24 protein-coding genes and 2 tRNA genes are annotated in these 21900 nt (G+C 62.5%); 15 read left to right on the top strand and 11 right to left on the bottom strand.

Translation table 11 applies throughout. The annotated features are described in order from the left end of the window. Nucleotides 1-98 precede the first annotated feature (98 nt). Nucleotides 99-803, top strand: a complete 705-nt coding sequence (locus Mgrana_RS08990) for a CHAD domain-containing protein (protein WP_119357272.1) — start codon at nt 99-101, stop codon at nt 801-803. 5 nt (nt 804-808) lie between these two features. Here Mgrana_RS08990 and Mgrana_RS08985 read toward each other — a convergent pair whose 3' ends face one another. Beyond that, complete coding sequence (locus tag Mgrana_RS08985; protein WP_119357271.1) at nt 809-1573, bottom strand: TatD family hydrolase; 765 nt, start codon at nt 1571-1573, stop codon at nt 809-811. Nucleotides 1574-1666: 93 nt separating this feature from the next. Between Mgrana_RS08985 and Mgrana_RS08980 the strand changes: the two genes are divergently transcribed. Then, nucleotides 1667-2731, top strand: coding sequence for a lipocalin family protein (locus Mgrana_RS08980; RefSeq protein ID WP_119357270.1), 1065 nt, complete (start codon nt 1667-1669; stop codon nt 2729-2731). Nucleotides 2732-2821: 90 nt separating this feature from the next. On the opposite strand, the gene Mgrana_RS08975 is transcribed toward Mgrana_RS08980, so the two are convergent. The 3 genes from Mgrana_RS08975 to Mgrana_RS08965 all read right to left on the bottom strand — a co-directional run bounded on the left by Mgrana_RS08975 (nt 2822) and on the right by Mgrana_RS08965 (nt 3916). Continuing rightward, nucleotides 2822-2897: transfer RNA gene (locus Mgrana_RS08975), tRNA-Val, on the bottom strand. A 1-nt stretch (nt 2898) separates the two neighbouring features. Next, nucleotides 2899-2974, bottom strand: a tRNA-Glu gene (locus Mgrana_RS08970). A 135-nt stretch (nt 2975-3109) separates the two neighbouring features. Next, complete coding sequence (locus Mgrana_RS08965; RefSeq protein ID WP_119357269.1) at nt 3110-3916, bottom strand: AfsR/SARP family transcriptional regulator; 807 nt, start codon at nt 3914-3916, stop codon at nt 3110-3112. A 101-nt stretch (nt 3917-4017) separates the two neighbouring features. Between Mgrana_RS08965 and Mgrana_RS08960 the strand changes: the two genes are divergently transcribed. The 5 genes from Mgrana_RS08960 to purN are packed head-to-tail and all read left to right on the top strand — an operon-like array spanning nt 4018 to nt 7041. Beyond that, nucleotides 4018-4914 carry an MBL fold metallo-hydrolase gene (locus Mgrana_RS08960; protein ID WP_119357279.1) on the top strand — a complete coding sequence of 299 codons (897 nt, stop codon included), beginning with the start codon at nt 4018-4020 and terminating at the stop codon, nt 4912-4914. 26 nt (nt 4915-4940) lie between these two features. Beyond that, complete coding sequence (locus Mgrana_RS08955; protein WP_119357268.1) at nt 4941-5375, top strand: SRPBCC family protein; 435 nt, start codon at nt 4941-4943, stop codon at nt 5373-5375. A 10-nt stretch (nt 5376-5385) separates the two neighbouring features. Continuing rightward, nucleotides 5386-5745, top strand: a complete 360-nt coding sequence (locus Mgrana_RS08950; protein WP_119357267.1) for a YrdB family protein — start codon at nt 5386-5388, stop codon at nt 5743-5745. Nucleotides 5746-5767: 22 nt separating this feature from the next. After that, nucleotides 5768-6421 carry an HAD family hydrolase gene (locus Mgrana_RS08945; RefSeq protein ID WP_119357266.1) on the top strand — a complete coding sequence of 218 codons (654 nt, stop codon included), beginning with the start codon at nt 5768-5770 and terminating at the stop codon, nt 6419-6421. Further along, nucleotides 6418-7041 carry a phosphoribosylglycinamide formyltransferase gene (gene purN / locus Mgrana_RS08940; protein ID WP_119357265.1) on the top strand — a complete coding sequence of 208 codons (624 nt, stop codon included), beginning with the start codon at nt 6418-6420 and terminating at the stop codon, nt 7039-7041. Before Mgrana_RS08945 ends, purN begins: the two co-directional genes overlap by 4 nt. 13 nt (nt 7042-7054) lie before the next feature. Here purN and Mgrana_RS08935 read toward each other — a convergent pair whose 3' ends face one another. From Mgrana_RS08935 to Mgrana_RS08910, 6 genes are all read right to left on the bottom strand, one after another. Then, nucleotides 7055-7687 (bottom strand): histidine phosphatase family protein, encoded by a 633-nt coding sequence (locus Mgrana_RS08935; protein ID WP_119357264.1) that lies wholly within the window; start codon nt 7685-7687, stop codon nt 7055-7057. An 11-nt stretch (nt 7688-7698) separates the two neighbouring features. Beyond that, complete coding sequence (gene purM, locus Mgrana_RS08930; protein WP_119357263.1) at nt 7699-8715, bottom strand: phosphoribosylformylglycinamidine cyclo-ligase; 1017 nt, start codon at nt 8713-8715, stop codon at nt 7699-7701. Further along, nucleotides 8712-10139, bottom strand: coding sequence for an Asp-tRNA(Asn)/Glu-tRNA(Gln) amidotransferase subunit GatB (gene gatB / locus Mgrana_RS08925; protein ID WP_119357262.1), 1428 nt, complete (start codon nt 10137-10139; stop codon nt 8712-8714). Before gatB ends, purM begins: the two co-directional genes overlap by 4 nt. A 141-nt stretch (nt 10140-10280) precedes the next feature. Continuing rightward, nucleotides 10281-10772 carry a copper homeostasis protein CutC gene (locus Mgrana_RS17255; protein ID WP_119357261.1) on the bottom strand — a complete coding sequence of 164 codons (492 nt, stop codon included), beginning with the start codon at nt 10770-10772 and terminating at the stop codon, nt 10281-10283. A gap of 56 nt (nt 10773-10828) precedes the next feature. Then, on the bottom strand, nt 10829-11101 hold the full coding sequence (locus tag Mgrana_RS17360) for a copper homeostasis protein CutC (RefSeq protein WP_119357260.1): 273 nt from the start codon (nt 11099-11101) through the stop codon (nt 10829-10831). Then, the gene (locus Mgrana_RS08910) at nt 11101-12699 is read right to left on the bottom strand and encodes an FAD-dependent oxidoreductase (protein ID WP_119357278.1); all 1599 of its coding nucleotides are present in this window, start codon (nt 12697-12699) and stop codon (nt 11101-11103) included. Before Mgrana_RS08910 ends, Mgrana_RS17360 begins: the two co-directional genes overlap by 1 nt. 88 nt (nt 12700-12787) lie before the next feature. Here Mgrana_RS08910 and Mgrana_RS08905 point away from each other — a divergent pair, with 88 nt between their 5' ends. From Mgrana_RS08905 to surE, 5 genes are all read left to right on the top strand, one after another. Further along, a complete protein-coding gene (locus tag Mgrana_RS08905) occupies nt 12788-13465 on the top strand; it encodes a histidine phosphatase family protein (RefSeq protein WP_119357259.1) in 678 nt (225 codons plus the stop codon). Between the two features lie 50 nt (nt 13466-13515). Further along, the gene (gene ilvA, locus Mgrana_RS08900) at nt 13516-14748 is read left to right on the top strand and encodes a threonine ammonia-lyase (RefSeq protein WP_119357258.1); all 1233 of its coding nucleotides are present in this window, start codon (nt 13516-13518) and stop codon (nt 14746-14748) included. A gap of 98 nt (nt 14749-14846) precedes the next feature. Beyond that, complete coding sequence (locus Mgrana_RS08895) at nt 14847-15053, top strand: cold-shock protein (RefSeq protein ID WP_119357257.1); 207 nt, start codon at nt 14847-14849, stop codon at nt 15051-15053. Nucleotides 15054-15214: 161 nt separating this feature from the next. Then, complete coding sequence (locus Mgrana_RS08890; protein ID WP_119357256.1) at nt 15215-16306, top strand: fatty acid desaturase family protein; 1092 nt, start codon at nt 15215-15217, stop codon at nt 16304-16306. Between the two features lie 64 nt (nt 16307-16370). Then, nucleotides 16371-17123, top strand: coding sequence for a 5'/3'-nucleotidase SurE (surE, locus tag Mgrana_RS08885; RefSeq protein WP_119357255.1), 753 nt, complete (start codon nt 16371-16373; stop codon nt 17121-17123). A gap of 8 nt (nt 17124-17131) precedes the next feature. Here surE and Mgrana_RS08880 read toward each other — a convergent pair whose 3' ends face one another. After that, on the bottom strand, nt 17132-18622 hold the full coding sequence (locus tag Mgrana_RS08880; protein ID WP_119357254.1) for a tetratricopeptide repeat protein: 1491 nt from the start codon (nt 18620-18622) through the stop codon (nt 17132-17134). A gap of 132 nt (nt 18623-18754) precedes the next feature. Between Mgrana_RS08880 and Mgrana_RS08875 the strand changes: the two genes are divergently transcribed. From Mgrana_RS08875 to Mgrana_RS08865, 3 genes are all read left to right on the top strand, one after another. Beyond that, nucleotides 18755-19444, top strand: a complete 690-nt coding sequence (locus Mgrana_RS08875) for a tetratricopeptide repeat protein (RefSeq protein ID WP_240631299.1) — start codon at nt 18755-18757, stop codon at nt 19442-19444. Between the two features lie 66 nt (nt 19445-19510). Further along, the gene (locus Mgrana_RS08870; RefSeq protein WP_119357253.1) at nt 19511-19969 is read left to right on the top strand and encodes a hypothetical protein; all 459 of its coding nucleotides are present in this window, start codon (nt 19511-19513) and stop codon (nt 19967-19969) included. A 103-nt stretch (nt 19970-20072) separates the two neighbouring features. After that, complete coding sequence (locus tag Mgrana_RS08865; protein WP_119357252.1) at nt 20073-21836, top strand: M3 family oligoendopeptidase; 1764 nt, start codon at nt 20073-20075, stop codon at nt 21834-21836. Nucleotides 21837-21900: the final 64 nt, after the last annotated feature.

Here is a 21900-nt window from a genome sequence, read left to right as displayed (position 1 = left end):
GGGTTCAAGAAGGGGGGGGTGGCCCATCTGGAGGGACGCTCTGAGCCTGGGGGGATGCGCCTTCTGGCCTTTTTGCCTCCTAAGATTTTGGGGCGCTTATGATCCCGCTGCAGCCCTGGCTTCAGCACCTGGAAACCCACCTGCCGATCGCGAAGGTGGGCACTGACCCGGAGGGGGTGCATCAGGTGCGGGTTGCGGTTCGGCGTTTGCGGGTTTGGCTCGAGCTGGCCGGGATGCGGGTGCTGGAAGACGATCTGGCTTGGCTGGTGCGCGGGGCGGGCAAGGTGCGCGACCTCGAGGTGCTGTTGGGGCAGCCTGGGTTGCCTCAGCCCTTTCGCGAATGGGGGCTTGAACAGCTCGGCGCTGCCCGGCTCGAGTTGGTTCCCCTGCTGGAGAGCCCTCGCCTCAAAGGGCTCTTGCGGGCCCTGGCCCTCCTGCCCCCCCTAGAGGAGACCACCGCCAAAGCCCGCCTTCCCCGCTTTGGGGAGCGGGCTGCGCAGAGGGCGCGGGAGTGGGAGCAGCAGGGCACCTTTGAAACCCTTCATGCCTTGCGGCGGGCTCTGCGAAAGCTGCGCTATGCCAGGGAGTGGTTAGGGCTTTCCACCGAGGGTGTTAAGAAGCTCCAGGAGGCCTTGGGGGCGGTCGGAGACCTCACCTTTATCCTCCACTACCTGACCCTGTTTGAGGCCGGGTCCACCGCAGCGCTCCCCCGGTTTCGGCGGCAGCTCGAGGCCGGGCTTGAAAAGGCGCTGAACAGCGCTCAGGCTGCTTGGGAAGCCCATCGCGGGCAGGCTTTGGGGTGAAGCCATCAAAAGCCGAAACAGGCCTTAGCGTTGGCATCGGTGAGGGCTTCGAGCCTCTCGGTGCTCAGGCCCCGCACCTCGGCCAGCTTGGCCAGGGTTAGCCTCGAGAGGGCGGGGTGGTTGGGTTGTCCCCGGTAGGGCTCGGGCGGTAGAAACGGGGCGTCGGTTTCGATCAAAATTTTGCTCTCGGGTAGGGCTCTAGCCACCTCGCGCAAAGCCGTGTTGCGCTTGTAGGTGAGCGGCCCGGCCAAGCCAAAATAGGCCTCGAGCTCGAGCCCGATCTCGACCAGCCGTGGATGCCCGCCAAAGGCGTGCAGTACGAACTTAGGGGGGCGATTAAGGCGCAGCCACTCGGCCATCTCCTGTTCGGCCTGGTCGCTTTCCTTGGCGCTTCGGATGTGAAGGATCAAGGGCAAACCGAGTCTTTGGGCCAGGGCCTGCTGGGCCTCGAGGGCTTTGTACTGGGCTGCCCGTGTTTCCGGATGCCAGTAGAAGTCCAGGCCGGTCTCGCCAATGGCCCGGACTTTAGGGTGCTTGGCCAGCTCCTCTAAATCGGCCTCGAGCTCGGGCGAGAGGATATGCGCTTCGGTAGGGTGTAACCCAACCGCTGCCCACACCCTGGGATAGGCCTCCGCCAGCCTCAGGCTGTTGCGGTTGCGGCTGGGGTTGGTTCCGATGGTTAAGATGGCCTGGAAGTCGGCGGCGGCCTCGAGGGCCTGCAGGGTGGCTGGGGGTTCCATGAAATCGAGGTGGCAGTGGGTGTCGGTCACAGCTTTAGGCTACCGGGTTCTCGGGCAGATTACCCTCTCCACACTCTGGTTTGGGCCACAGCATTTGGGCCGAAGATTCCTTAGGCTGGCCTTGTGCGTGCGTTGGCCCTTGGACTGCTGGTGTTGCTGGCCGGGTGCTTGCCGAACCTGCAGCGGGTGAACCCCGAGCAGCCGCCCTCGCCGGAGAATTGGGGACCGAACCCGGTGCCGCTGGAGTGGTGGTATGTCTCGGCCTACTTGCCCCAGGAGGGTTTGGCTTTCCATTGGGCCATGTTCAAGGCCTATGCCCCGCAAAATTACCGCATCGGTCTCTTCCAACCGGCCTTGTTTTTCCCCGGCCCCTACCACGCTTCACACCTTGCGGTAACCGACTTGAACACGGGGCGAATCACCTTCCAGGAGCGCTTTGACTTTCGTACCGACCGCCCCCAAGGGGATAGCCTAACCTCCTATCCACCCCTGCGCTTAGAGCAGGGAGACTGGAAACTGCTGCAAGAGGGCGATCACTATATCCTTTCGGCGGGGCCTATCCAACTGCGCCTGACCCCTTCCAAACCTGCGGTGGTTCATCCCCCAGGCTACTCGGGAACGGCAGAGACCGGGCGGATGTACTACATCTCCTATACCCGGATGCGGCTCGAGGGGCATATCCTGGGCCGGCGGGTGCAGGGTGAAGCCTGGATGGATCATCAGTGGGGGGACCAGATTGGCGGAAACAGCCTGGGAGCCCTGTGGGACTGGTTTGGGCTGCACCTTTCGGATGGCCAGGACCTGATGCTCTACCGGGTTAAGAACCCCAAGGGCCAGGTGGTGCAGCTGGCCGGGAGCCTAGTTGATGCAAGCGGTCAGGCCCACGAGGTAGAGGGCCTCGAGATGACCCCCCTAGACACCTGGACTTCTCCCTCTGGGCGCACCTACGCGCTTTCCTGGCAAATCCAGGCTCAGGACCTGAGCCTGAAGCTTGACCCGCTGCGCCAAAACCAGGAACTCCTGACCCGCAGTACCGGGGTGGCCTACTGGGAGGGTCCTGTTCAGGGAAGCGGAACCTTCAAGGGACGCGCCATTCAAGCCACCGGGATGGGTGAGTTTGTGGCGGGGCCGTACAACCCCTCGGGCTCCCCGTTTATTACCCCACTGCCTGATCCGGGCTCGCCATAGCCGCGGATTCCCAGCCGTTGTAACCCTAGCCAGAACATCCCGACCTAGGGCTCATGCCGGGGCTTGACTGGGTCAGACTGTAAAAAAACATGGTGGGCGCTGAGGGACTTGAACCCCCGACTTTATCCTTGTAAGGGATACACTCTACCAGCTGAGTTAAGCGCCCATGGTGACCCCAAGGGGATTTGAACCCCTGTCGCCGCCGTGAGAGGGCGGTGTCCTAGGCCACTAGACGATGGGGCCGTGGCGGGCTGGGTGCAGGAATGGGCCTGCAACCGAAGGTTGAGTCTAGCACAAGCTTCGCTTTCCGTAAACACCCCTGGTGGGGCAGGAGGCCTCGACCGGCCTCGGTGGGTAGGCGGCCCGGTGCGCCCAGATCTAGCGGACAGGGGCTGCGCTCTGGGTTAACCGGCGGGCGAAGGGGCATTCCTCGGTTTGATAGGCCTCGAGGTCTCCCTTGATCTGCTCGGCGAGTTGGATGGTTTCTGGCATGGGGGTGTCCCCGATTTCGTCGTGCAAGAAGCGTACGAAGCGGCGATAGTACTCGATCGAGGCGTATTTGCCCTTGAGGTGCCACAGGCAGCGCATGTAGTTTTGGTGATGGTTTTCCCCCAAATAGGGATCCACCTGCAGGGCCCGGCTCTGGGCCTCGAGGGAGCCGGGGCAGTTGCCCTGGCCGCACAGCAAATGGGCCAGCTCGAGCTGGGCTTGTACAAAGGCCGAGCGCAGCTGCTCTCGGGTCTCCCGGGCCCACTCCCCCTCTTCCAAAGGCAGAAACTCCCCCCTATACAGCGCCAAGGCGTGCTGATACCGCTCGAGCCGCCGGAGGGGAGAGATCTCGCGCTGGGCCTCAGCCAAGGCCTGGGCAAAGATCTGGAAATCGGCAGCCTGCACGATCTCGGGGGAGAGCCGGTAGCGGCCATACTCCTCCTGTACCGCACCAGACCAGCCCAAGGCCACCCGGATGCGGTGCACCGTAACCCGGAAACGGTTGCTGCTGGCCGGGCCGGGCTTGGTGTTCCACAAGGTCTCGATGATGTGCTCACGGGTATGGCCGGTGGGCTGGCAGAGCAGGTAGAAAAACAGCTCCCGGGCTGAGTCGGCTCGCCACTGCACTGGAGCGCCATTGAGCCACACCTCAGCCGTGCCGAGCGTGAAGATGCGCAGATTCTCCAGAGCCGCCATGCAATCCCTCCTTTTCCTCCGAATTGTGGCATCCCCAGGGGGGGACTTATGTCGCTAGGGGCTCGAGCCCAAGGGTGGGGGCTCGAGCGTACAATATGAAGATGATCCACGTCCTTGACCTCAATAACCGCGCTCCACGGGTGATTGCCTCATTTGTACTGGAAACCTCAGAGGGACCGGTGCTTTTTGAGACCGGCCCGGAATCGCGGTTTCCAGCCTTATTGGAGGGCTTACATCGCCTTGGCTATGGGGTTCAAGAGCTTCGCCATGTGTTTGTGACCCACATTCACCTCGATCATGCCGGAGCCGCTTGGCGCTTGGCCGAGGCCGGAGCCAAGATCTACGTTCACCCTAAGGGGGCTGCACATTTGGCCGATCCCACCAAGCTGTGGGCCTCGGCCAGCCGTATCTACGGCGACCAGATGGAAGCCCTCTGGGGCCAGATGGGCCGCGTGCCCGAGAGCCAAATTCAGGTTTTGTATGACGGGGAGGTGGTCTCTATTGGTGGGAGCCAAATTCGGGCAGTCGAAACCCCAGGCCACGCCAGCCACCACCACGCCTTTTGGATTGAGCCTGCGCTGATCGGCGGCGATGTCACCGGGGTTCGGATCGGGCGCGGCCCGGTACTGCCGCCCTGCCCTCCACCGGAGATCCATGTTGAGGTCTGGAGCGACTCCATCGCCAAGATTCGAGCCTTGAACCCCGAGGTGTTGTACCTGACCCATTTCGGGGCCTTCACCGATGTCCAGCCTCACCTCGACAGCCTCGAGGCCACCCTCTCGGACTGGGCAGAGTGGATGCGGCAGCAGCTTAGGGCAGGAAAGAACCGTGAAGCCATCCTCCCTGAGTTCGAGGGGTATGTGGGGGAGCAGCTGCGCCGAGCCGGATTAAGCCCGGCTGAAATACAAGAATACGAGCTGGCCGACCCCTCCTGGATGAGCGTGGATGGGCTGATGCGGTACTGGCATAAGTACCACCCGGAAGAGGTGATGGTGTAGGGTTGGTGTGATAGGGCAGGGAAAACATGACCATTGACCCCAGCGCTTCCCTGAAAGCACGCAAGGAAATTGTCATTGGCGCACCGCTCGAGACAGTGTGGGCCTTGCTCACCGATATCGAACGCTGGCCCCAGTGGCAACCTGAGGTTTCATTAGCCAGACTCGAGGGGGAGCTTGCGGTTGGAACAGTTTTTCGCTGGAAAGCCAAGGGGCTGGGTATCGTGTCAACTGTTCAAGCACTGGAGCAAGGACGATGCATCGGTTGGACCGGCAACTCTGTAGGAATGAGGGCCGTTCATATTTGGACGCTTGAGCCCCAGGACAACGGGGTGCGTGTTGTTACGGAGGAATCGCTTTCTGGCTGGTTGGCCCAGATCATGAAGATTTTCGACCCGAACTTCCTGGAAAAATCGCTCGAGGGTTCGTTGCAGGTGCTCAAAGCTCGAGCCGAGCGGCGGTAAAGAAGATACTATGGGCTCGCATCCTATCAATCTTGCGCTGCGTTTTTTGCTCGAGATAGCAGCTTTGCTGGCCTTGGGTGTTTGGGGTTGGCAAAAGAGCGAAGGTTGGCTGCGACCCCTTCTGGCCTTTGGAATTCCTGTGGTTGCTGCGGTTCTCTGGGCTACCTTCCGTGTACCGGGTGACCCAGGAGCGGCACCTGTTGCGGTGCCTGGAATTCTTCGCCTGATTTTTGAACTGGGTTTGTTTGCTCTGGCCACATGGTCGCTCTACAGCGTACAGGCTGTGATATTGGCTTGGATTTTTGGCACTATAGTGGTGGTTCACTACATCTTTTCGTCAGACCGCATCCTATGGTTGCTGAAACAGTAACCTTCCTTATGAACAGGAAGCCATGAACACCATCGCCGCAGACCTGGAAGGTACCCTCACCACCGGCGAAACCTGGCGGGGTATGGCTGCCTGGATGCAGGCGCATGGGCGGGCGGGGCAGTACCGGAGGTTTTTCTACCGGCATCTGCTGGGGGCGGTGATGGCGCGGCTGGGCTTTGGGGACAAACGCGCCTTCCAGGATCGCTTCATGGAAGGGGCTGCCGGGCTGTTGGCCGGGCTTAGCCAGGAAGAGCTACACGCGGTAAGCGAGTGGGTGGTGACCAACGAACTCTGGCCCAGGCGGCGGCTCCAAGTGCTCGACGAACTTCAGAAGATTCAGCAGCAGGGGCGGCGGCTGGTGCTGTGTTCAGCCACCTTCCAGCCCATCCTGGAGGCATTTGCGAGGCGAATGGGGGAGGGGGTGGTCGCCCTGGGAACGCCCCTCGAGATTGAAGGCGGGGTCTTTACCGGGCGACTGCGGGGGCCGGTTCGCTCGGGGGCCCGCAAGGCCGAGCAGCTTCGCGCATTCTTGCGGGGCGAGGCCCTTTTTGCGGCCTACGGGGATAGCCTGCCCGACCTGCCCATGCTCGAGCTGGCCGAAGAGCCGGTAGTGGTCTATCCCGAGGCCCGGCTGCGCCAACTGGCTGTAGAGCGCAACTGGAGGGTGGTTGAATGAGCTATTTTCCGTTGCCGCGTCCGGCCCGAATCGCAGTGATGGCTTCGGGGCGGGGGAGCAACCTGGAGGCTTTGCTGAAGGCGTTTCCCCACGACAACCCGCTCGGGCACATTGTGCTGGTCCTCTCCGATCAGCGCGAGGCCCTGGCCCTGCAAAAAGCGGTAGAGGCCGAAGTCGAGGCCGAATACGTGCCCTGGCCTAAGAGCCGCGACCAGGGGGTGGCCTACCAGACCGGGCGCGAGCAGTTTGAGCAGGTAGCAGGCCAACTCCTGCACGACCACCGCATAGACCTGATTCTGCTGGCGGGCTTTATGCGCCTGCTGTCACCCGCGTTCGTGCAGGCCTGGCAGGGGCGCATCCTCAACATTCATCCCTCGCTCTTGCCGCAGTTCCCAGGGCTACACGCCCAGCGCCAGGCTTTGGAGGCCGGGGTGTCTGAGTCGGGCTGTACGGTGCATTTTGTGGATGCCGGCATGGACACCGGCCCCATCGTGTTGCAGCGACGTGTGCCGGTGCTGCCAGGCGACACCGAGGAAACCCTGGCCGCCCGGATTCTCGAGCAAGAACACCAAGCCTACCCTGAGGCGGTGCGGATGCTTTTGGCGGGAGATTTCAGATAGAAGTCCAGAAGCTTTACGCCATGGTCACTTCATCGCTGAGCCAGTCGGCCCAGGCTTCCAAATGCCCCACATCCCCCACCGAGAGGGCTACCCCCTCGGGGTAGAGCAGTCGGGTAATGGAGGCATTGCCGATGCGAAAGCGGCGCCACACGGAGTCGTTCAGTCCCAGGATCAGCTTGAGCGCTGCCCGAATCACCCCGCCGTGGGTGACGATGATCATCCGGCCTTCAGGAAGGTCATCCAAAAAGGCCTGCACCCGCCGGGATAGGTCGGCCATGCTCTCCCCGTCAGGCCGCCGGGTGTGCCAGGGATCGGCTTTGATCGCGGCTTGGAACTCGGGGAACTGGGCTTCAATTTCCTGCTGCAACAGGCCCTGCAGTTTTCCGGCATAGATCTCGCGGATGCGTGGATCATAAACCGGTTGCAGCTCGAGGGCCTCGGCGATGGGCTTGGCGGTAAGGGCCGCCCGCTGGAGATCGGAGCTGTAGAGCCCGTCAAAGAAGTTGCCGCTGGCGGCTAGCCGCTCGGCCACCCGATAGGCCTGGTGTAAGCCCTCAGGGGAGAGGTTGACGTCGTGATGCCCCTGAAAGCGCCCCTCGGTGTTCCAGGGGGTTTCACCGTGTCGGATGAACCAGAGTTCTTTCATGCGGGGGTTTGCTATGAGAGTCCGCTGACCCGGATCTCAGGCTGATCCATGATATAGCCTACCCGCTGGGCTTCAGGTAGTAGCGAAACCACCTTTTGGGCCTCGGTTTCGTCCAAGACCAAAATGTACCCCAAACCCATATTAAACACCCGGTACATTTCGTTGGGGGCGATGTTTCCACGGTCTTGAATGAGCCGAAAGATCGGAGGCACGGGCCAGCTCCCGCTCTGGAGCTCTGCCCCCAACCCTTCCGGCAGCGCTCGAGGGAGGTTCTCGTAAACCCCTCCCCCGGTGATGTGGGCCATTGCTTTGATGGGAATGTGGGCTTCTAGAAGCCGGGAGACCGGCTCGAGGTAGCAGCGGTGGGGCTCGAGCAGGACATTGGCCAGACTATACCCTTCCAGTTCAGGGCGGGGCTCCTCCAGATCCCACCCCTCAAAAACCTTGCGGGCCAGCGAGTAGCCATTGGTGTGCAGTCCCGAAGCGGGTAACCCCAGCAACACATCCCCAGGCTGCACCTTCGCTCCGTCCACGAGGTGGGCTTTGTCCACCACCCCCACGATGGTGCCCACCAAATCCAGCCCTCCTTCCCGGTAGATCCCGGGCATCTCGGCGGTCTCCCCACCCAGCAGGGGAATTCCTACGGTCTGACAGGCCTGGGCCAGCGAGGTCAGAACCATACCCAGCACCTCGGGCTCGAGCCGCGCGCTGGCGATGTAATCCAGGAAAAACAGCGGCTTGGCACCCTGTACCAATAGGTCGTTGACGCAGTGGTTCACGATATCGTAGCCCAGGCCGCCCCAGCGCCCGGTTTGGGCTGCGAGCAGGGTTTTGGTCCCCACCCCATCGGTAGAGACGACCAGGACAGGCTGAGCCAGATCTTTGAGCCGGGAGGCCTCCATCATCCCGCCGAAGGCGCCAATGCCGCGCAACACCTCAGGGGTATAGGTGGCCTTGATGGCTGCGGTGGCCGCTTGGAGAACCTTGGCCTTTCGGCGGATGTCCACGCCAGCCTCTTCGTAGTTCATGCCAGCTCCACCCCCATCAGTTCGGCGAGTATTTTCTTGACCACCTCGGGCTTGGCGGTGCCTTTGGTCTCGCGCATGACCTGACCCAGCAAGGCATTGGCGGCCTGGGTTTTACCGCTTTTGATCTGCTCAACCACCTTGGGATTGGCCGCCACTACCCGCTCCACCACCGGTTGGAGCGAGCCTTCATCCGATACCACGGCCAGTCCACGCTCGGCCACCAAAACCTCGGGGTCGGCCCCCTCCATGAGCTCGGGCAGGAGCTGGCTTACCACCCGGTTGGTGATGCTGCGCCGCTCAAACATCAGGGCCAGCTTGGCCAGGGACTCGGAGGTAAGCCGGGTCTGGCTCAGCTCGAGCCCGCGCTCGTTGAGATACCCGCTGACCTCAGCGTTGAGCAGGTTGGCCAGGGTTTGTGGGTTTCCTGGATACCCCTCTAGGGCCCGGTCGAAGACTCGAGCCAAGGCCGGGGTATAGGCCAGGATTTCCGCATCATAAGCGCGTATCCCCCTGGCTACATAGCGGGTGTATTTATCGGCGGGAAGCTCGGGCATTCCCGCCCTCAGGCGGGCGATCCAGGCCTCGTCCACCTTCAGGGGGGGTAGGTCTGGCTCGGGCAGGTAGCGGTAATCGGATTCGCCCTCCTTGAGGCGCATGAGGTAGGTTTTTCCCCCTCCCTCGTCCCAGCCCAAGGTGGCCTGCTGAACAGCCCGCCCGCTCCTAAGCAGCTCGGTTTGGCGCTTGATCTCGTATTCCAGGGCCCTGGCCACGCTGCGGAAGGAGTTCAGGTTCTTGATCTCGACCTTCACCCCTAAAGGCTCCCCAGGCCGGTGCAGCGAAACGTTTACATCCGCCCGCATCTTGCCTTCCTCGGGGTTGGCATCGGAGACCCCCAGGGTTTGGGTGATCGAGCGCACATGGGCCAAGAACGCCCGGGCCTGCTCGGGGCTGTGAATGTCCGGCTCGGTAACCATCTCGATGAGCGGCGAGCCCGCGCGGTTAAGGTCGATCAGGCTGTACTCGGCCCCGGCGGGATGCACCGATTTCCCTGCGTCCTCCTCGAGGTGAATCCGCTTGATCCCTACCCGACTCCCCTCGACCTCGAGGCTCCCCTGAGCGGCGATGGGTAGGTCGTATTGGGAGATCTGATAATTTTTGGGCATATCCGGGTAGTAGTAGTTCTTACGGTGAAACTGGGTCCAGGGGGCAATCTGGCAGCCCAGGGCCAATCCCATCAAAATGGCGTACTCCACGGCTTTTTGATTGATGCTGGGCAGAACCCCGGGCAGCCCCAGGCAGATGGGGCAGTTGTGGGTGTTTGGGCGGTCTCCAAAGTATTCCGCCGCACAGCCGCAGAACATTTTGGTCTGAGTTTTTAGGTGGAGATGGACTTCCAAGCCAATGACGGCTTCGTACTCCGACATAGCGAAGATTATATAGGCTGGCCGGACGACCTTCGGGGCTGCTTAAACAAAAACCCCTCGGAAAGTTCCGAGGCTTATAACTATAGAATACCGGGATATACGGCATGCGTCAAGGCTATGCAGGGGAGGTGGGCTACGGGGCTATAGCCGGGCCAGAGCGGCTTTGATTTGGGCGATGCGCTCTCGGTCTGCAACGGAATGGGGGCCGAAGTGCCCCTCCAGGACTGAACGGCCAGAGCCCGGCAGCCTTTTGCGGGCGGAAAGGTGTACTTCTTTGGCCCCGCTTCCCTGTAGGATTGCCTCGAGCCCCTGTTCCACCCCACCTCCGGGCATGATGGAAATACGCCCCCGTGCAGCCTGGACCAGCTTGGTGATGCAACCCAGCCCCTCGAGCGCGGTGGTGGCCTGGCCTGAGGTCAGCACTCGGTCCAGGCCCAGCCTGATTAGGACCTGCAGGGCCTCGAGGGGGTCGGGGGTCAGGTCGAAGGCTCGGTGAAAGGTCACGCTCAAGGGATGAGCCACCTCCAGAAGCTGCCTGGTTCGGGCCTCGTCCACCCTTCCATCCGGGTGCAGCGCCCCCAAGACCACCCCATCACAGCCGGTGGCCTTGGCAAGTTGAATATCTCGCTGCATATCACGCCCTTCACAGACGTGGCCGCCCCTCCCGGCGGCCACTGTTCTGTCCAGAACTAAGAATCCTTTGTCCCGGATGGCTCGATTTTTGTGAAGAGCGCTCTAAGGGCAATTTCAGCGGCTGAGTAGCCAAACCCCCCGGCTCGAGGGCGGATCATCAGGTGGATTGGAAGGGAGAGCGCGGCCCGTACAGCTTCTATCAGGCCCAGGCTCGGGGTCAGGCCTCCTTCGGATAACGCACTGCACAGCTCAATCCGATCCGCCCCGCCCTCTTGGGCAGCCACAGCCGACTCCAGAGAGTCCACACAAACCTCGAGCCGCACCGACATCAGATCGCTTGGAGGAGCTGAGCCTGGGCGGCCTCAGCCTGATTGGCGATTTCCTGGGGGCTCCAGCCGAGTTCCTGGCCCATCAAGGCGGAAACCCGGGGGATCGCGGCCAGCGCGGCTTGGGTGTCTAAGAAAGCCAGGCGGGTGCGCCGGGCCAGGATATCCAGGGGAGTGTGGGCCAGCTCAAAACGGGTGGAGTAAAGCACCTCAGCCTCGAGGTAAGGCCAGTTGGGGGCCAAACGCTCCGCATGTCCTTCAGCAGCGATTCTGGCCACCTCGGCGGCACGGGAGCCGAATGCGTGGTGCAGGTGTTCGGCCACATCGCCGGGAAACCCCTGGGCCTTGAGCCGTTCCGCCCCCCCAGGGTCGAAGCCCTGCCCCCCCAGCAGCGGGAGGCTGGCCGTACGGGACTCCCCGGCCGGTAGCCCAAAGCGCCGAACGGCATAGTTCACCAAGTCCAAGGCCATCTTGCGGTAGGTGGTCCACTTGCCCCCGGTTAGGGTGAGAAGGCCAGAGGGGCTTTCTTGGACCAGGTGGTCCCTGGCCAGCTTGGCCGTGTCGGCATCGGGGCGGCTCACCAGCGGGCGTAGGCCCGACCAGCTCGAGCGCACCGCCGGACGGGGAATTTCCCCCAGGTAGGGCTGTACCTGCCGCAGGATGTAGCGTATTTCCTCCTCGCTGACCTTGGGGTGATCGCTGACGGGAGCGGGGTTGTCGGTGGTCCCGACCAGGGTGCCCCCCTGCCAAGGCAGCACAAAGACCACCCGCCCGTCCTCGGTATGGGGGATCAGAAGCCCGGTGTCGGGGGGGCTGTATTGCTTGTCCAAAACGATGTGTACCCCTGAACTGGCCTTGAGGATCGGTGGGGCTTGAGGGTCATCCAGGTGACGGATGGTGTCGCAGAAGGGGCCGGTGGCGTTGACCACCACCTTGGCGGTGACCTCGAGCTCCCTTCCCCCCAAACGATCCTTGACCGCAGCCCCCACCAGCCGCCCTTCCCGCTTGAGCAATCCGGTGACCTCGGTGTTGTTGAGGGCGACCGCACCCTGCTGGATTGCGGTAAGGGCTAGCTCGAGGTTGAAGCGGGCATCGTCGAACTGCCCGTCTTGATAGGCCACCGCGCCTTTGAGTCCTGCCTGCTGTACCTCCGGGAAACGCTTTAGGGTTTCTTGAGGTGAGAGGTAGTGGGAGCGCCCCAGGTGCTGAGGCCCGGAGAGCAGCTCGTAGATTTTGAGCCCAGTGTAGTAGTAGGGCACCTCCCAGGGCTTGTAGAGCGGGGTGAGGAGCCAGAGGGGCCTCGAGAGGTGCGGAGCGTTCCGCAGCATGATGCTGCGTTCATGCAGGGCGTCCCGCACCAGGTTGAGCTGGACCCGGTCAAAGGTCTTGACCGCGATCTCTAAGTAGCGCACCCCGCCGTGGATCAGCTTGGTGCTGCGGCTAGAGGTGCCCTCGGCGAAGTCGTAGCGCTCCAAAAGGGCCACCTTGAGCCCTCTGGAGGCGGCTTCCAAGGCCACTCCGGTGCCGCTGGCGCCTCCGCCGATCACCAGCAGGTCGAAGGTTTGGGTGGAGAGTTGCTCGAGCAGGTGGTTGCGATTCATGGTGTCGCCCATAGCTTATCGCTGATGCCCCATCACCGGATAGCCATAGCGATGAGCCGATGAAGCCCAGGCGGTAAACTGGTTTTCGATGCCTGCCGATCCCGTGCAAATTTGGTGGATTCGCCACGGCGAGAGTGACTCCAACGCTGGAGCCCGAACCGCCAGCGCCGCGGCCCCGGTGCTGACCGAACGGGGCTGGCAGCAAGCCCGGGCGCTACTCCAGGCCGTTGATCGGGCTCCAGACCTGGTGGTCACCTCGCCCTTTATCCGTACTCAGCAGAGCGCTCAGCCCCTTCTGCAGCGCTTCCCTGGGGTGCGAAAAGAGGAGTGGCCCATTCAGGAGTTCACCGAGCTATCGTTTGCCAACCGCAACCACACCAGCGGTCTGGAGCGGCTTCCGCTGCTCGAGGAGTACTGGAGCCGCCTAGATCCCGATTACCTTGACGGCGAAGGGGCGGAGACCTTTCGGAACTTGATGGCTCGAGTGGAGGAGACGGTCGGGCGCATGCGGCGGCTGGAGGGGTTTACCCTTCTCTTTGGGCATGGGCTGTTCATGCGGGCCCTGCTGTGGTGGCTCCTGGCCCAGCCCGAGCGGATTGACGGGGCGGCCATGCGGCGCTATGCCCTGTTCCATGAGGCCTTGTGGATCCCCAACGCCGCGATTGTGCGGATGCAGCTGGTCGAGGGGCGCTTGTTCTGGAGCTCGCCGGATGTGAGCCATCTGGCCCAGATTCCGCCGGCCCCGGTCAACGACGCTGAGGCCTGAGGGCCGAGGGCACCGTTGACGATCCGTGCCAAACGGGGAACGATAGGGTTATGCCGGTTACCCTCGAGGATATTCGTGCCGCCCAGACCCTCCTGCACGGCATCATTGCCCCTACGCCCACCTTGCCCGATGAGCTGCTCTCGGCGGAGCTTGGGGCCAAGGTCTATGTCAAGGCCGAAGCCCTGCAGAAAAGCGGAAGCTTCAAGATCCGTGGGGCCTACACCAAAATCGCTTCCCTCACCGGGGAGGAGAAAGCCCGGGGGGTGATCGCTCCTTCAGCCGGGAACCATGCCCAGGGGGTGGCCCTGGCAGCCAGGCTGCACGGCATTCGGAGCGTAATTGTGATGCCGGAGTTTGCCCCCCTGACCAAAGTCGTAGCCACGCGACGCTTCGGTGCCGAGGTGATTCTGCACGGCTCGAGCTTTGACGATGCGGTGGCGCATGCCTATCAGCTGGCCGAAGAGCGGGGCCTGACCTACGTTCACGCCTTCAACGATGAAAAAGTGATCGCCGGGCAGGGCACCATCGGGCTCGAGCTGTTACAAGCCCTTCCCGACCTGGAGGTGCTGGTGGTGCCAATTGGAGGGGGTGGGCTTATCGGGGGGATCGCCACCGCGATCAAAGCCCTGCGCCCCCAGACCCACATCGTGGGGGTGCAGGCGGAGGGCTGCGCTGCGGTCAACCCTTCCTTACAGGCCGGGCACCCGGTGAGCGTATCGGCTGCCCAAACCATTGCCGATGGGATCGCGGTGAAGCGACCTGGCGAGCTGACCCTGCCGATCATCGAGGCCTATGTGGACCGAGTGGTTGAGGTTTCGGATGATGAGATCGCCCGGGGCATCGTGCACTGCGTACAAAACCTCAAGCTGGTGGTGGAGGGTGCGGGGGCTGCGGGGATGGCCGCCATCCTCTGCGGCAAGGTGGGGGTGCAGCCGGGGCAGACCCTGGCTACGGTGCTGTGTGGGGGAAACATCGATGGGAACTTGCTCTCCCGGGTCATTGAGCAGGTCATGGTGCGGCAGGGGCGGTATATCCTGCTCAAACTCTCGGTTGTAGACCGCCCTGGGGCGCTGGCCCGGGTGGTCACCCAGGTGGCCGAGGCGGGGGCCAACATCATCGACATCTTTCACCGCCGTGCCCTGTGGCTGGCGCCATTGGGCAAGGTGGGGGTGGAGCTGGTGCTCGAGGTGCGCGACGAGGCTCACGGACGCAGTGTGGTGGAGGGGCTCGAGGCCGCCGGATACCATGTTGAGCGGGAGGGGCTGGGGCTTTGGCCGGATTAACCCCACTCCGGGGGATTTGACTTTCCCTGGTCTGCCGTGCTAGGCTCCATTGTCCCCCAAAAACCAGCGGGTTTTTTGAAGGACATCAGGAGTAGTGCATGAACAAAGGTACGGTCAAATGGTTCAACGCTGAAAAGGGCTATGGCTTCATTGCTCAGGACGGTGGTCCGGATGTATTCGTTCACTTCACCGCCATCCAGAGCAGCGGCTACCGTTCGCTCAACGAGGGTGACGTGGTGGAGTTTGAGATTGAGCCGGGCAAGAATGGCAAGGGACCCCAGGCCAAGAACGTCAAGAAAGCTTAAAGCCAGTTAACTTTAGGGCGGCTCTCGCTCGAGCGGGAGCCGTTCTCGTTTATCCCTATACCGAGGCCTGGGCTCGAGTCTGTACACGGTACAAGCAAAACTCCCTGAAGTTCTCAGGTATACTGCCCGACAAGCCCCAAACCCGACTCAGGAGAAGCAGCATGACGGAAGAGCAACACCTACGCGAGTACACCAAAGCCCTCAAGGCCCGCCTACCCCGCCACTACTTTGAGCCGGTACCGGCTCGAATGATCTATTTGCCGATATTTTTAACCCTGTTCGGGCTGTGCACCTGGGGCATCCTGATCACCCCTTACGTGGCCCTCAAGCTGCTCCTGTCTGTGGGAATAGCCTATGCCTTCATCGGGATGGGGTTTCTGGCCCATGAGATTTTGCATGGGGCGGTAACCAAGAACCCCCTCCTGCGCTCGATCAGCGGCACCCTGGCCTTTATGCCCTTGATGGTGGGGGCCCGCTTGTGGCGCAAATGGCATAACGTGGAGCACCACGGCCAGACCCAGCACCCCCACGATGACCCCGATGCCATGGGGGCCTTGGAATCCGCGGTGCAGCGCCCAGTGGTTAAGTGGTTGTTCAAGCAAGCCCCAGCCTTGCGCAGTGCTTTCTTGTTCTTCTCCTTCACTTTCTGGTTTACCTTTCATGCCACCCAGATGCTGCGGCGCTTTCTTCCCGAGTTCAAACCGGCTGAGCGCCGGGTGGTGCTGTTCCAGGCCATCCTGCCGCCGCTGGTCTGGCTTGGGGTGCTCTTTTGGGTGGGGCCGCTCAACTTTGTATTCATCTACCTGTTGCCTCTGCTGGGGGCCAACTTTATGGCCATGAGCTTTATTGCCACCAACCACCTTTTGAACCCCATCACGGAGACCAACGACCCCTTGATGAACAGCCTTACCGTGAGGAACCCGGGTTGGCTCGAGTGGCTCACCTTGGGCTTTGGATTGCACATCGAACACCATGTCTTTCCGGTGCTCTCCCCCAAATACGCGGCTCGAGTGGCCGCTGAAATCAAGAAACTCTGGCCTGAGCGTTACAATGAGCTTCCGCATTGGAAGGCGCTTTTTTATCTTTGGAAGACCCCCCGGCTGTACCGAGATCACCGCAACCTGATCGAGCCCACTACCGGGCAGGTTTTTGGCACTTTAGGCTTTGGCTTGGATGACTCGAGGATGCGCCCGGCAAGGGCTAAACCCCAGATGGTCGCCCCCAAGCGCCCAAAGCCGAACGCCAAAAGCTGATCTGAGGGGCCTCGAGACCTCATGAGGCGGGGCGCCTTGTGGGTTGGGGGTTAGACTATTTCCCATGCACATTCTAGTTTCCAACGACGATGGCATCTTCTCCCCCGGTATCAAGGCCTTAGCCTTGGCCCTGCGCGCGCTGGGCGAGGTCAGCGTGGTAGCTCCTGATGTGGAGCAGTCTGGGGTCGGACACAGCATTACCTTCCGCCGCCCGCTGCGCTTTAAGCACACCGCCTCGGCGGGGTTTGGCGAGATCCCCGCTTACCGGGTGGACGGCACCCCCGCCGATTGCGTGGTGCTGGGGTCCCAAATCCTGGGGAGGCCGGATCTGGTGGTCTCGGGGATCAATATCGGGGTGAACATGGGCCTCGACCTGACCCATTCCGGCACGGTGGCCGCGGCGATTGAAGGGGCCAGCATCGGGGTGCCCTCGATCGCCTTTAGCCTAGACGCCTCCTCCGATGAACTCCAATTCGAGGAGGCGGCGAAACATGCCCTCCCGATTGCGCGTTGGGTGCTGGAGCACGGGCTGCCTCCCCAGACCCTCCTCAACGTGAACTTTCCCAACCGCCCACCACAAGGGGTGCGCCTGACCCGGCTCTCCACCCGCCGCTACGAGGACACGGTGTTTGAGCGTGAAGACCCCGAGGGGCGGCCCTATTATTGGGTGGCTGGAAAACCTAGCGGGGTCCTCGAGGAGGGCACCGATTTCTGGGCGGTGAGCAACGGTTTTATCTCGGTCACACCGGTGAGCATGGACTATACCAACCACGCTTTGCTCGAGAAGCTCGGCGACAAACCGCTGTTCACCGGCTAGGGATCAGGTTAGAGCAGGGTACGCATCAAAGGTAAGTTGCCCACCAGGGCCAGGATGATCCCCGCCACCACCCAGGCCACTGCTCCAGCCAGGGCCCCGCGGGTGCGACGGAACAACCATCCTAGAAAAATGCTCACCAGCAAGAAGTAGAGGGTAGGGCCAGGGATCGCTAAGGCAAAGAGCAGCGGCACCATGAAGCTGGCCAGCTCCCGGTAGCGCTCTCGAAGAAAGCTATACCCCAGACCCCGGATTACCACCTCGAGCAGCGCCAGTCCAAAAAACACCGGATACAGGGCATCGAGGGTGCTTAAACCCAGGGGTTTGGCGATATAGCCATACAGCACCAGCAGCACCAGCAGCACCAACCCGGCCCAGCTACCCTCCACCCAGGTGCTGCGTGGCCCCAAGGAGGCGGCGAGCCCCTTTGGCCCCACGCTACGCCAGGCTATGAGCAGGGCCAAAGCCCCATAGAGCAGGTAGAACACGGGCCGGATCACGTCGGCTTGTACCGGGGTAAAGGCGGCCAGGATGTTGGCGTAGAGGGTGTGCCCCAGCAGGGTCACCAGGATGCCGGAGAGCAGCAAAGAAGCGATCAGCCAGAGGTATAGCGAGCCGGGCCCAAACTGCCGCTCGGCGCTCATCTCCACGGTGCGCATGGGTTCGATCCGGCTCTCGCCGAAGAGCACCAGGGCCAAAAAAACCAGGAGCACCACCAGCCAGGGCCAGATTTTGGCTAGCAGGGCCGAGGGAAGGCTGACCCGCGAAGAGAGCTGGCGCAGCACCAGGGCACCTTTTTCGGCCTGGCCTTGGCCGTAGTAGATAACCGCTAAGAGCCCCAGGGTTTTGGTGTAGTCCGGCTCGAGCGGCCCCAGCTTGGGCAACACTGCCTCGAGGGTCTTGGCGGCGGCCTCGGTCTGCCCACTCAGCCACATCAATCGGGCTTCGGCCAGCTGTTCTGCGGGGCTGTCCCCCAGCCAGCTCAAGGCCTCAGCGGGCCGCCCCAGCTTTTCTGCCAGCCGCGCCGCCCCCAGCCGGGCTTCCACCGAGGAGGGGGCTTTGCGGTAGGTCTCGAGGGCCTCCTCGTAGCGCCCCAGGGCCTCATAGGCCTCGGCCTGGGCCAGGATCACCTCGGTGGAAAGGATGGGCGGCAGTATCTTCAAGGCCTCGGCGGGACGGCCTTGCAGCAGGTCGGCTTTGGCCTCGAGGTAGCGCACCTCGGGATCCTCGGGGGCCGCTTGGACGATGCGGTCCAGGTAGGGCTGAGCCTGGGCTACCTGGCCGCGCTCGAGCCAGATCCGGGCCAGCAGCTTTTGGCTGGGCAGATGGTTGGGATCGGCGGTCAGGGCCAGCTCGCAGGTGGCCTGTGCGCTGTCGAGCACCCGCTGTTCGTAAAGGGCGCGGCACTGAGCGTAATATCCATCGGCCCCCATCGGGGCTGCCGCTGTAATTCCAATTAGGGCGATTCCTACGGCAAAAAGAACCGCTCGTAACGCCACCATGGGCGTAGTGTAACACGTGGGGTGGCCCGCCCCGACCGCAGATGCACATGCTTGGGAAAGGCCCTGCTGAGGCAGAGCTTTTTCAGGGTTTGAGATAGAATCAGATCGCGCAATCCGCAGGAGGAATCATCCATGAAGTGGTTGGTTGTATGGATCATGTTGGGTGCTGCCCCAATTTTGGCTCAGGGCCTCTCGCCGCTGGATAAGCTGATCGCCGATGGCAAGTTCCAGGAAGCCTACGAGGCCGGGATCAAGCAGGCAAACACCGCCGGTTGGGTGGACGCGGCGCAGGCCGCTAGCTTTTACGCCACCTATCAGGCCCGGGACAACGAGAAGGCGGAGTGGTTTGGCAAAGCCGAGGCGGCGGCCAAAAAGGCCATTCAGTCCGATCCCCAAAGCCCTGAGGCCTACTTCGAGCTGGCTCGAGCCCAGGGCAGGCTGGCCCAGTACCGGGGAATCTTGGAAAGCTTGGGGCTGGCCAGCAGCATCAAAGACGCGCTGGACAAGACCCTCAAGCTCAACCCCAAACACGCTGGGGCTAAGGTGGCGCTGGCCCTATGGAACCAGTCCCTGGTGTCTAAAGGGGTGGGGTGGCTCTATGGGGCGAATGGCAATGTGGTGATTCCCCTCTTCCAGGAGGCCATTGCCCTCGAGCCCAATACCATCATCCACCGGGTCGAGTACGCCGGCGTACTGGCCCAGATGGGCAAAAAGGATGAAGCTCGAGCCCAGTATCAAGCCGCCTTGGCCATCGCGCCCAAAACCGCCGCCGACCGCTACGATCTCGAGCGGGCCAAGCGAGAACTGGACGCGCTAAAGTAGCGAGGTACCGCCCCTTCAGCGAAGCGCTCACAGCACCGTGCCCCAAGGTTGGGGTATGGTGGGGGGATGAGGTCTGGGCTACAGCGCGGGATGGCTCTGCTGGTGGTGTTGACCGGCTTATCCTTGGCGGGCGGGCTGGACTTTGGGGTGTCGGTGCGCAATGGCCCCAACGGGTCCTTCATGGGACACCTGGGGGTATACCTCGAGGGCTTCCCGGTGGATTTTCGCTCGCAACTGGTGTTTGGGGCCCCCCAGGGCCTGTTCCTGAGCGGTGAGGTGTTGTATCCGCTCCCGATCTACCTGCTATTGCGCCCCTACCTAGGGGGTGGCTTGGCCGTGGGCCTGAGCGCCTACACAGCGGACTCCGAGCTGCGCCTGCGGTTTGGGGGTAGCGTTTACGGCATCCTGACGGCTGGGGTCCAGTTCCCCAGCCGGGGCTATACCCCCTATATCGAGCTCAGCCAGTACGTTGGCAGCGACACCTTTACCCGTTTTACGGTGGGGTTTATCAGCGCGGTGTTTTAGCCTTGCACTGGGCAGCTCGAGACGGGCAGGTGGTTAGGCCAGCCTGGCCGCGATCCACCCGGCCCATTCAGGGTGGGCCTGGGCGGAAGCGTATACTGCGGGGATGAGCACGGTAGCCGAACTGCCCCGTTGGGACCTCGATCCTCTGTTTCCTGGCCTTGAGTCGGAGAAGTTTCAGCAAGCCTGGGCGGAGCTGGAGCGCCAACTGGGCGAGCTGAAAGCCCTATACGATCAGCATCAGATCGGCGCGAGACCCGCTCGGCCTACCGATCGGGAGGTATTCGAAACCCTCATTGAGCGGATCAACGCTTTCGGCGAGACTCTGACCCCGCTCCTTAACTACCTGATCATGCGGGTGGACACCGACAGCAGCGACACGGCCTCGCAGGCCAAGCTTTCCGAGCTAGAGCTCCGATTCGTGGAGTTTCAAAAGCTGAACCCCCGTTTCGTCGCCTGGCTGGCCGGCCTCGAGCCCAGTGCGGTGGGAGCAGGAGAGTACAGCATCCTGCTGGAAGAAGCCAAGGTGTTGGCCCGCCACCAGATGTCCGAGGCCGAGGAGGCCCTGGCCGCAGAGCTCTCCCTTTCGGGGAGCCGGGGATGGGTGAAGCTGCACAGCAACCTGACCAGCCAGATCATGGTGCGCCTGGCGGACAAAGAGCTGCCGATGCCCGCCGTGCGCAACCTGGCCAACAGCCCGGACGCTTCGCTGCGCCAGGCGGCCTACGAAGCCGAGCTGGCGGCCTGGAAAGCCCATGAGATCCCCCTGGCGGCAGCGCTCAATGGCTACAAAGGGGAGGTCTCCACGCTCAACCGCAAGCGTGGCTGGGAAGATGACATAGCCCCCAGCCTGGTGGAAAACCGCATCACCCGCGAGACCCTCGAGGCCATGCAGGCGGCAATGGTGGCCAGCTTTCCGGAGTGGCGGCGCTACTTCGCCGCCAAGGCCCGGGCTCTGGGCAAAACCCGGCTCGAGTGGTGGGATTTGTCGGCCCCGGTAGGTAAGGGGGGGCGCAGTTGGAGCTGGGAGGAGGGGCGCCGCTTCATCCTCGAGCACCTGGCCGGCTTTTCCCCTGCCGATGCGGAGCTGGCCCAGCGGGCCTATGCCGAACGCTGGATAGATGCTCCGCCCCGGCGAGGCAAGGTGGGTGGGGCGTATTGCGCCTCAGTGGGGGGTGGGGTCTCACGCATCCTGACTAACTGGGAAGACTCCTTCGATGCGGTCTCCACCATGGCCCACGAGCTGGGCCACGCCTACCACAACCACTGCCTGCGGGGGGTGCCCTACCTGCTGCGCTCCGAACCGATGACCCTGGCGGAGACGGCCAGCATCATGAACGAGACCGTGGTGGTAGAGGCCGCACTGGCCGCGCTTCCGGAATCCGAGGGGTTGGTGGTGCTCGAGGCCAGCCTGCAAGGGGCGGCTCAGGTGATTGTGGACATCCATTCGCGCTTTCTTTTCGAGCGGTCGGTGTTTGCCCAGCGGCGTACGCGCGAGCTCTCGCCCGAAGAGTTTTGTGAGCTCATGGTCCAGGCCCAGGATGCCACCTACGGCGAGGGGCTGGCCAGCCGTCATCCCTATATGTGGGCGGTGAAGGGCCACTACTATGGCAGCAACTTCTACAACTACCCCTACGCCTTCGGACAGCTCTTTGGGCTAGCCCTCTACCGCCGCTATCAGCAGGAGGGGCCCGCTTTTGTGGCCCGCTACGACGACCTGCTGGCCTCGGTGGGTAAGTTCCCGGCTGGGGAACTCGCGGCCCGCTTCGGGTTTGACCTCGAGACCGAGGCCTTCTGGCAAGGCGGGATTGCCCTCTTGGTCGAGAGGATCAACCGCTTTGAAGCCCTGATCCAAAAGGCCACAAGCTGAGGTTATAAAAAAATAAAACTCAACTTGACATAATATAAATCTCTGGTTTATACTCCTAAATCAG

The organism is Meiothermus granaticius NBRC 107808 (assembly GCF_003574355.1).
GTDB classification, from domain to species: Bacteria; Deinococcota; Deinococci; order Deinococcales; family Thermaceae; genus Meiothermus; species Meiothermus granaticius.
The sequence above is the reverse complement of the archived record's forward strand: the minus strand, read 5'-3'. Positions and strand labels throughout refer to the sequence as shown.

Excerpts from the sequence above, each read along its gene's own strand:
- Mgrana_RS08990 (WP_119357272.1), top strand. The coding sequence starts at position 99 with ATGATCCCGCTGCAGCCCTGGCTTCAGCACCTGGAAACCCACCTGCCG.
- Mgrana_RS08965 (WP_119357269.1), bottom strand. The coding sequence starts at position 3,916 with ATGGCGGCTCTGGAGAATCTGCGCATCTTCACGCTCGGCACGGCTGAG.
- Mgrana_RS08960 (WP_119357279.1), top strand. The coding sequence starts at position 4,018 with ATGATCCACGTCCTTGACCTCAATAACCGCGCTCCACGGGTGATTGCC.
- Mgrana_RS08955 (WP_119357268.1), top strand. The coding sequence starts at position 4,941 with ATGACCATTGACCCCAGCGCTTCCCTGAAAGCACGCAAGGAAATTGTC.
- Mgrana_RS08950 (WP_119357267.1), top strand. The coding sequence starts at position 5,386 with ATGGGCTCGCATCCTATCAATCTTGCGCTGCGTTTTTTGCTCGAGATA.
- Mgrana_RS08945 (WP_119357266.1), top strand. The coding sequence starts at position 5,768 with ATGAACACCATCGCCGCAGACCTGGAAGGTACCCTCACCACCGGCGAA.
- purN (WP_119357265.1), top strand. The coding sequence starts at position 6,418 with ATGAGCTATTTTCCGTTGCCGCGTCCGGCCCGAATCGCAGTGATGGCT.
- Mgrana_RS08935 (WP_119357264.1), bottom strand. The coding sequence starts at position 7,687 with ATGAAAGAACTCTGGTTCATCCGACACGGTGAAACCCCCTGGAACACC.
- purM (WP_119357263.1), bottom strand. The coding sequence starts at position 8,715 with ATGAACTACGAAGAGGCTGGCGTGGACATCCGCCGAAAGGCCAAGGTT.
- gatB (WP_119357262.1), bottom strand. The coding sequence starts at position 10,139 with ATGTCGGAGTACGAAGCCGTCATTGGCTTGGAAGTCCATCTCCACCTA.
- Mgrana_RS17255 (WP_119357261.1), bottom strand. The coding sequence starts at position 10,772 with ATGCAGCGAGATATTCAACTTGCCAAGGCCACCGGCTGTGATGGGGTG.
- Mgrana_RS17360 (WP_119357260.1), bottom strand. The coding sequence starts at position 11,101 with ATGTCGGTGCGGCTCGAGGTTTGTGTGGACTCTCTGGAGTCGGCTGTG.
- Mgrana_RS08910 (WP_119357278.1), bottom strand. The coding sequence starts at position 12,699 with ATGAATCGCAACCACCTGCTCGAGCAACTCTCCACCCAAACCTTCGAC.
- Mgrana_RS08905 (WP_119357259.1), top strand. The coding sequence starts at position 12,788 with ATGCCTGCCGATCCCGTGCAAATTTGGTGGATTCGCCACGGCGAGAGT.
- ilvA (WP_119357258.1), top strand. The coding sequence starts at position 13,516 with ATGCCGGTTACCCTCGAGGATATTCGTGCCGCCCAGACCCTCCTGCAC.
- Mgrana_RS08895 (WP_119357257.1), top strand. The coding sequence starts at position 14,847 with ATGAACAAAGGTACGGTCAAATGGTTCAACGCTGAAAAGGGCTATGGC.
- Mgrana_RS08890 (WP_119357256.1), top strand. The coding sequence starts at position 15,215 with ATGACGGAAGAGCAACACCTACGCGAGTACACCAAAGCCCTCAAGGCC.
- surE (WP_119357255.1), top strand. The coding sequence starts at position 16,371 with ATGCACATTCTAGTTTCCAACGACGATGGCATCTTCTCCCCCGGTATC.
- Mgrana_RS08880 (WP_119357254.1), bottom strand. The coding sequence starts at position 18,622 with ATGGTGGCGTTACGAGCGGTTCTTTTTGCCGTAGGAATCGCCCTAATT.
- Mgrana_RS08875 (WP_240631299.1), top strand. The coding sequence starts at position 18,755 with ATGAAGTGGTTGGTTGTATGGATCATGTTGGGTGCTGCCCCAATTTTG.
- Mgrana_RS08870 (WP_119357253.1), top strand. The coding sequence starts at position 19,511 with ATGAGGTCTGGGCTACAGCGCGGGATGGCTCTGCTGGTGGTGTTGACC.
- Mgrana_RS08865 (WP_119357252.1), top strand. The coding sequence starts at position 20,073 with ATGAGCACGGTAGCCGAACTGCCCCGTTGGGACCTCGATCCTCTGTTT.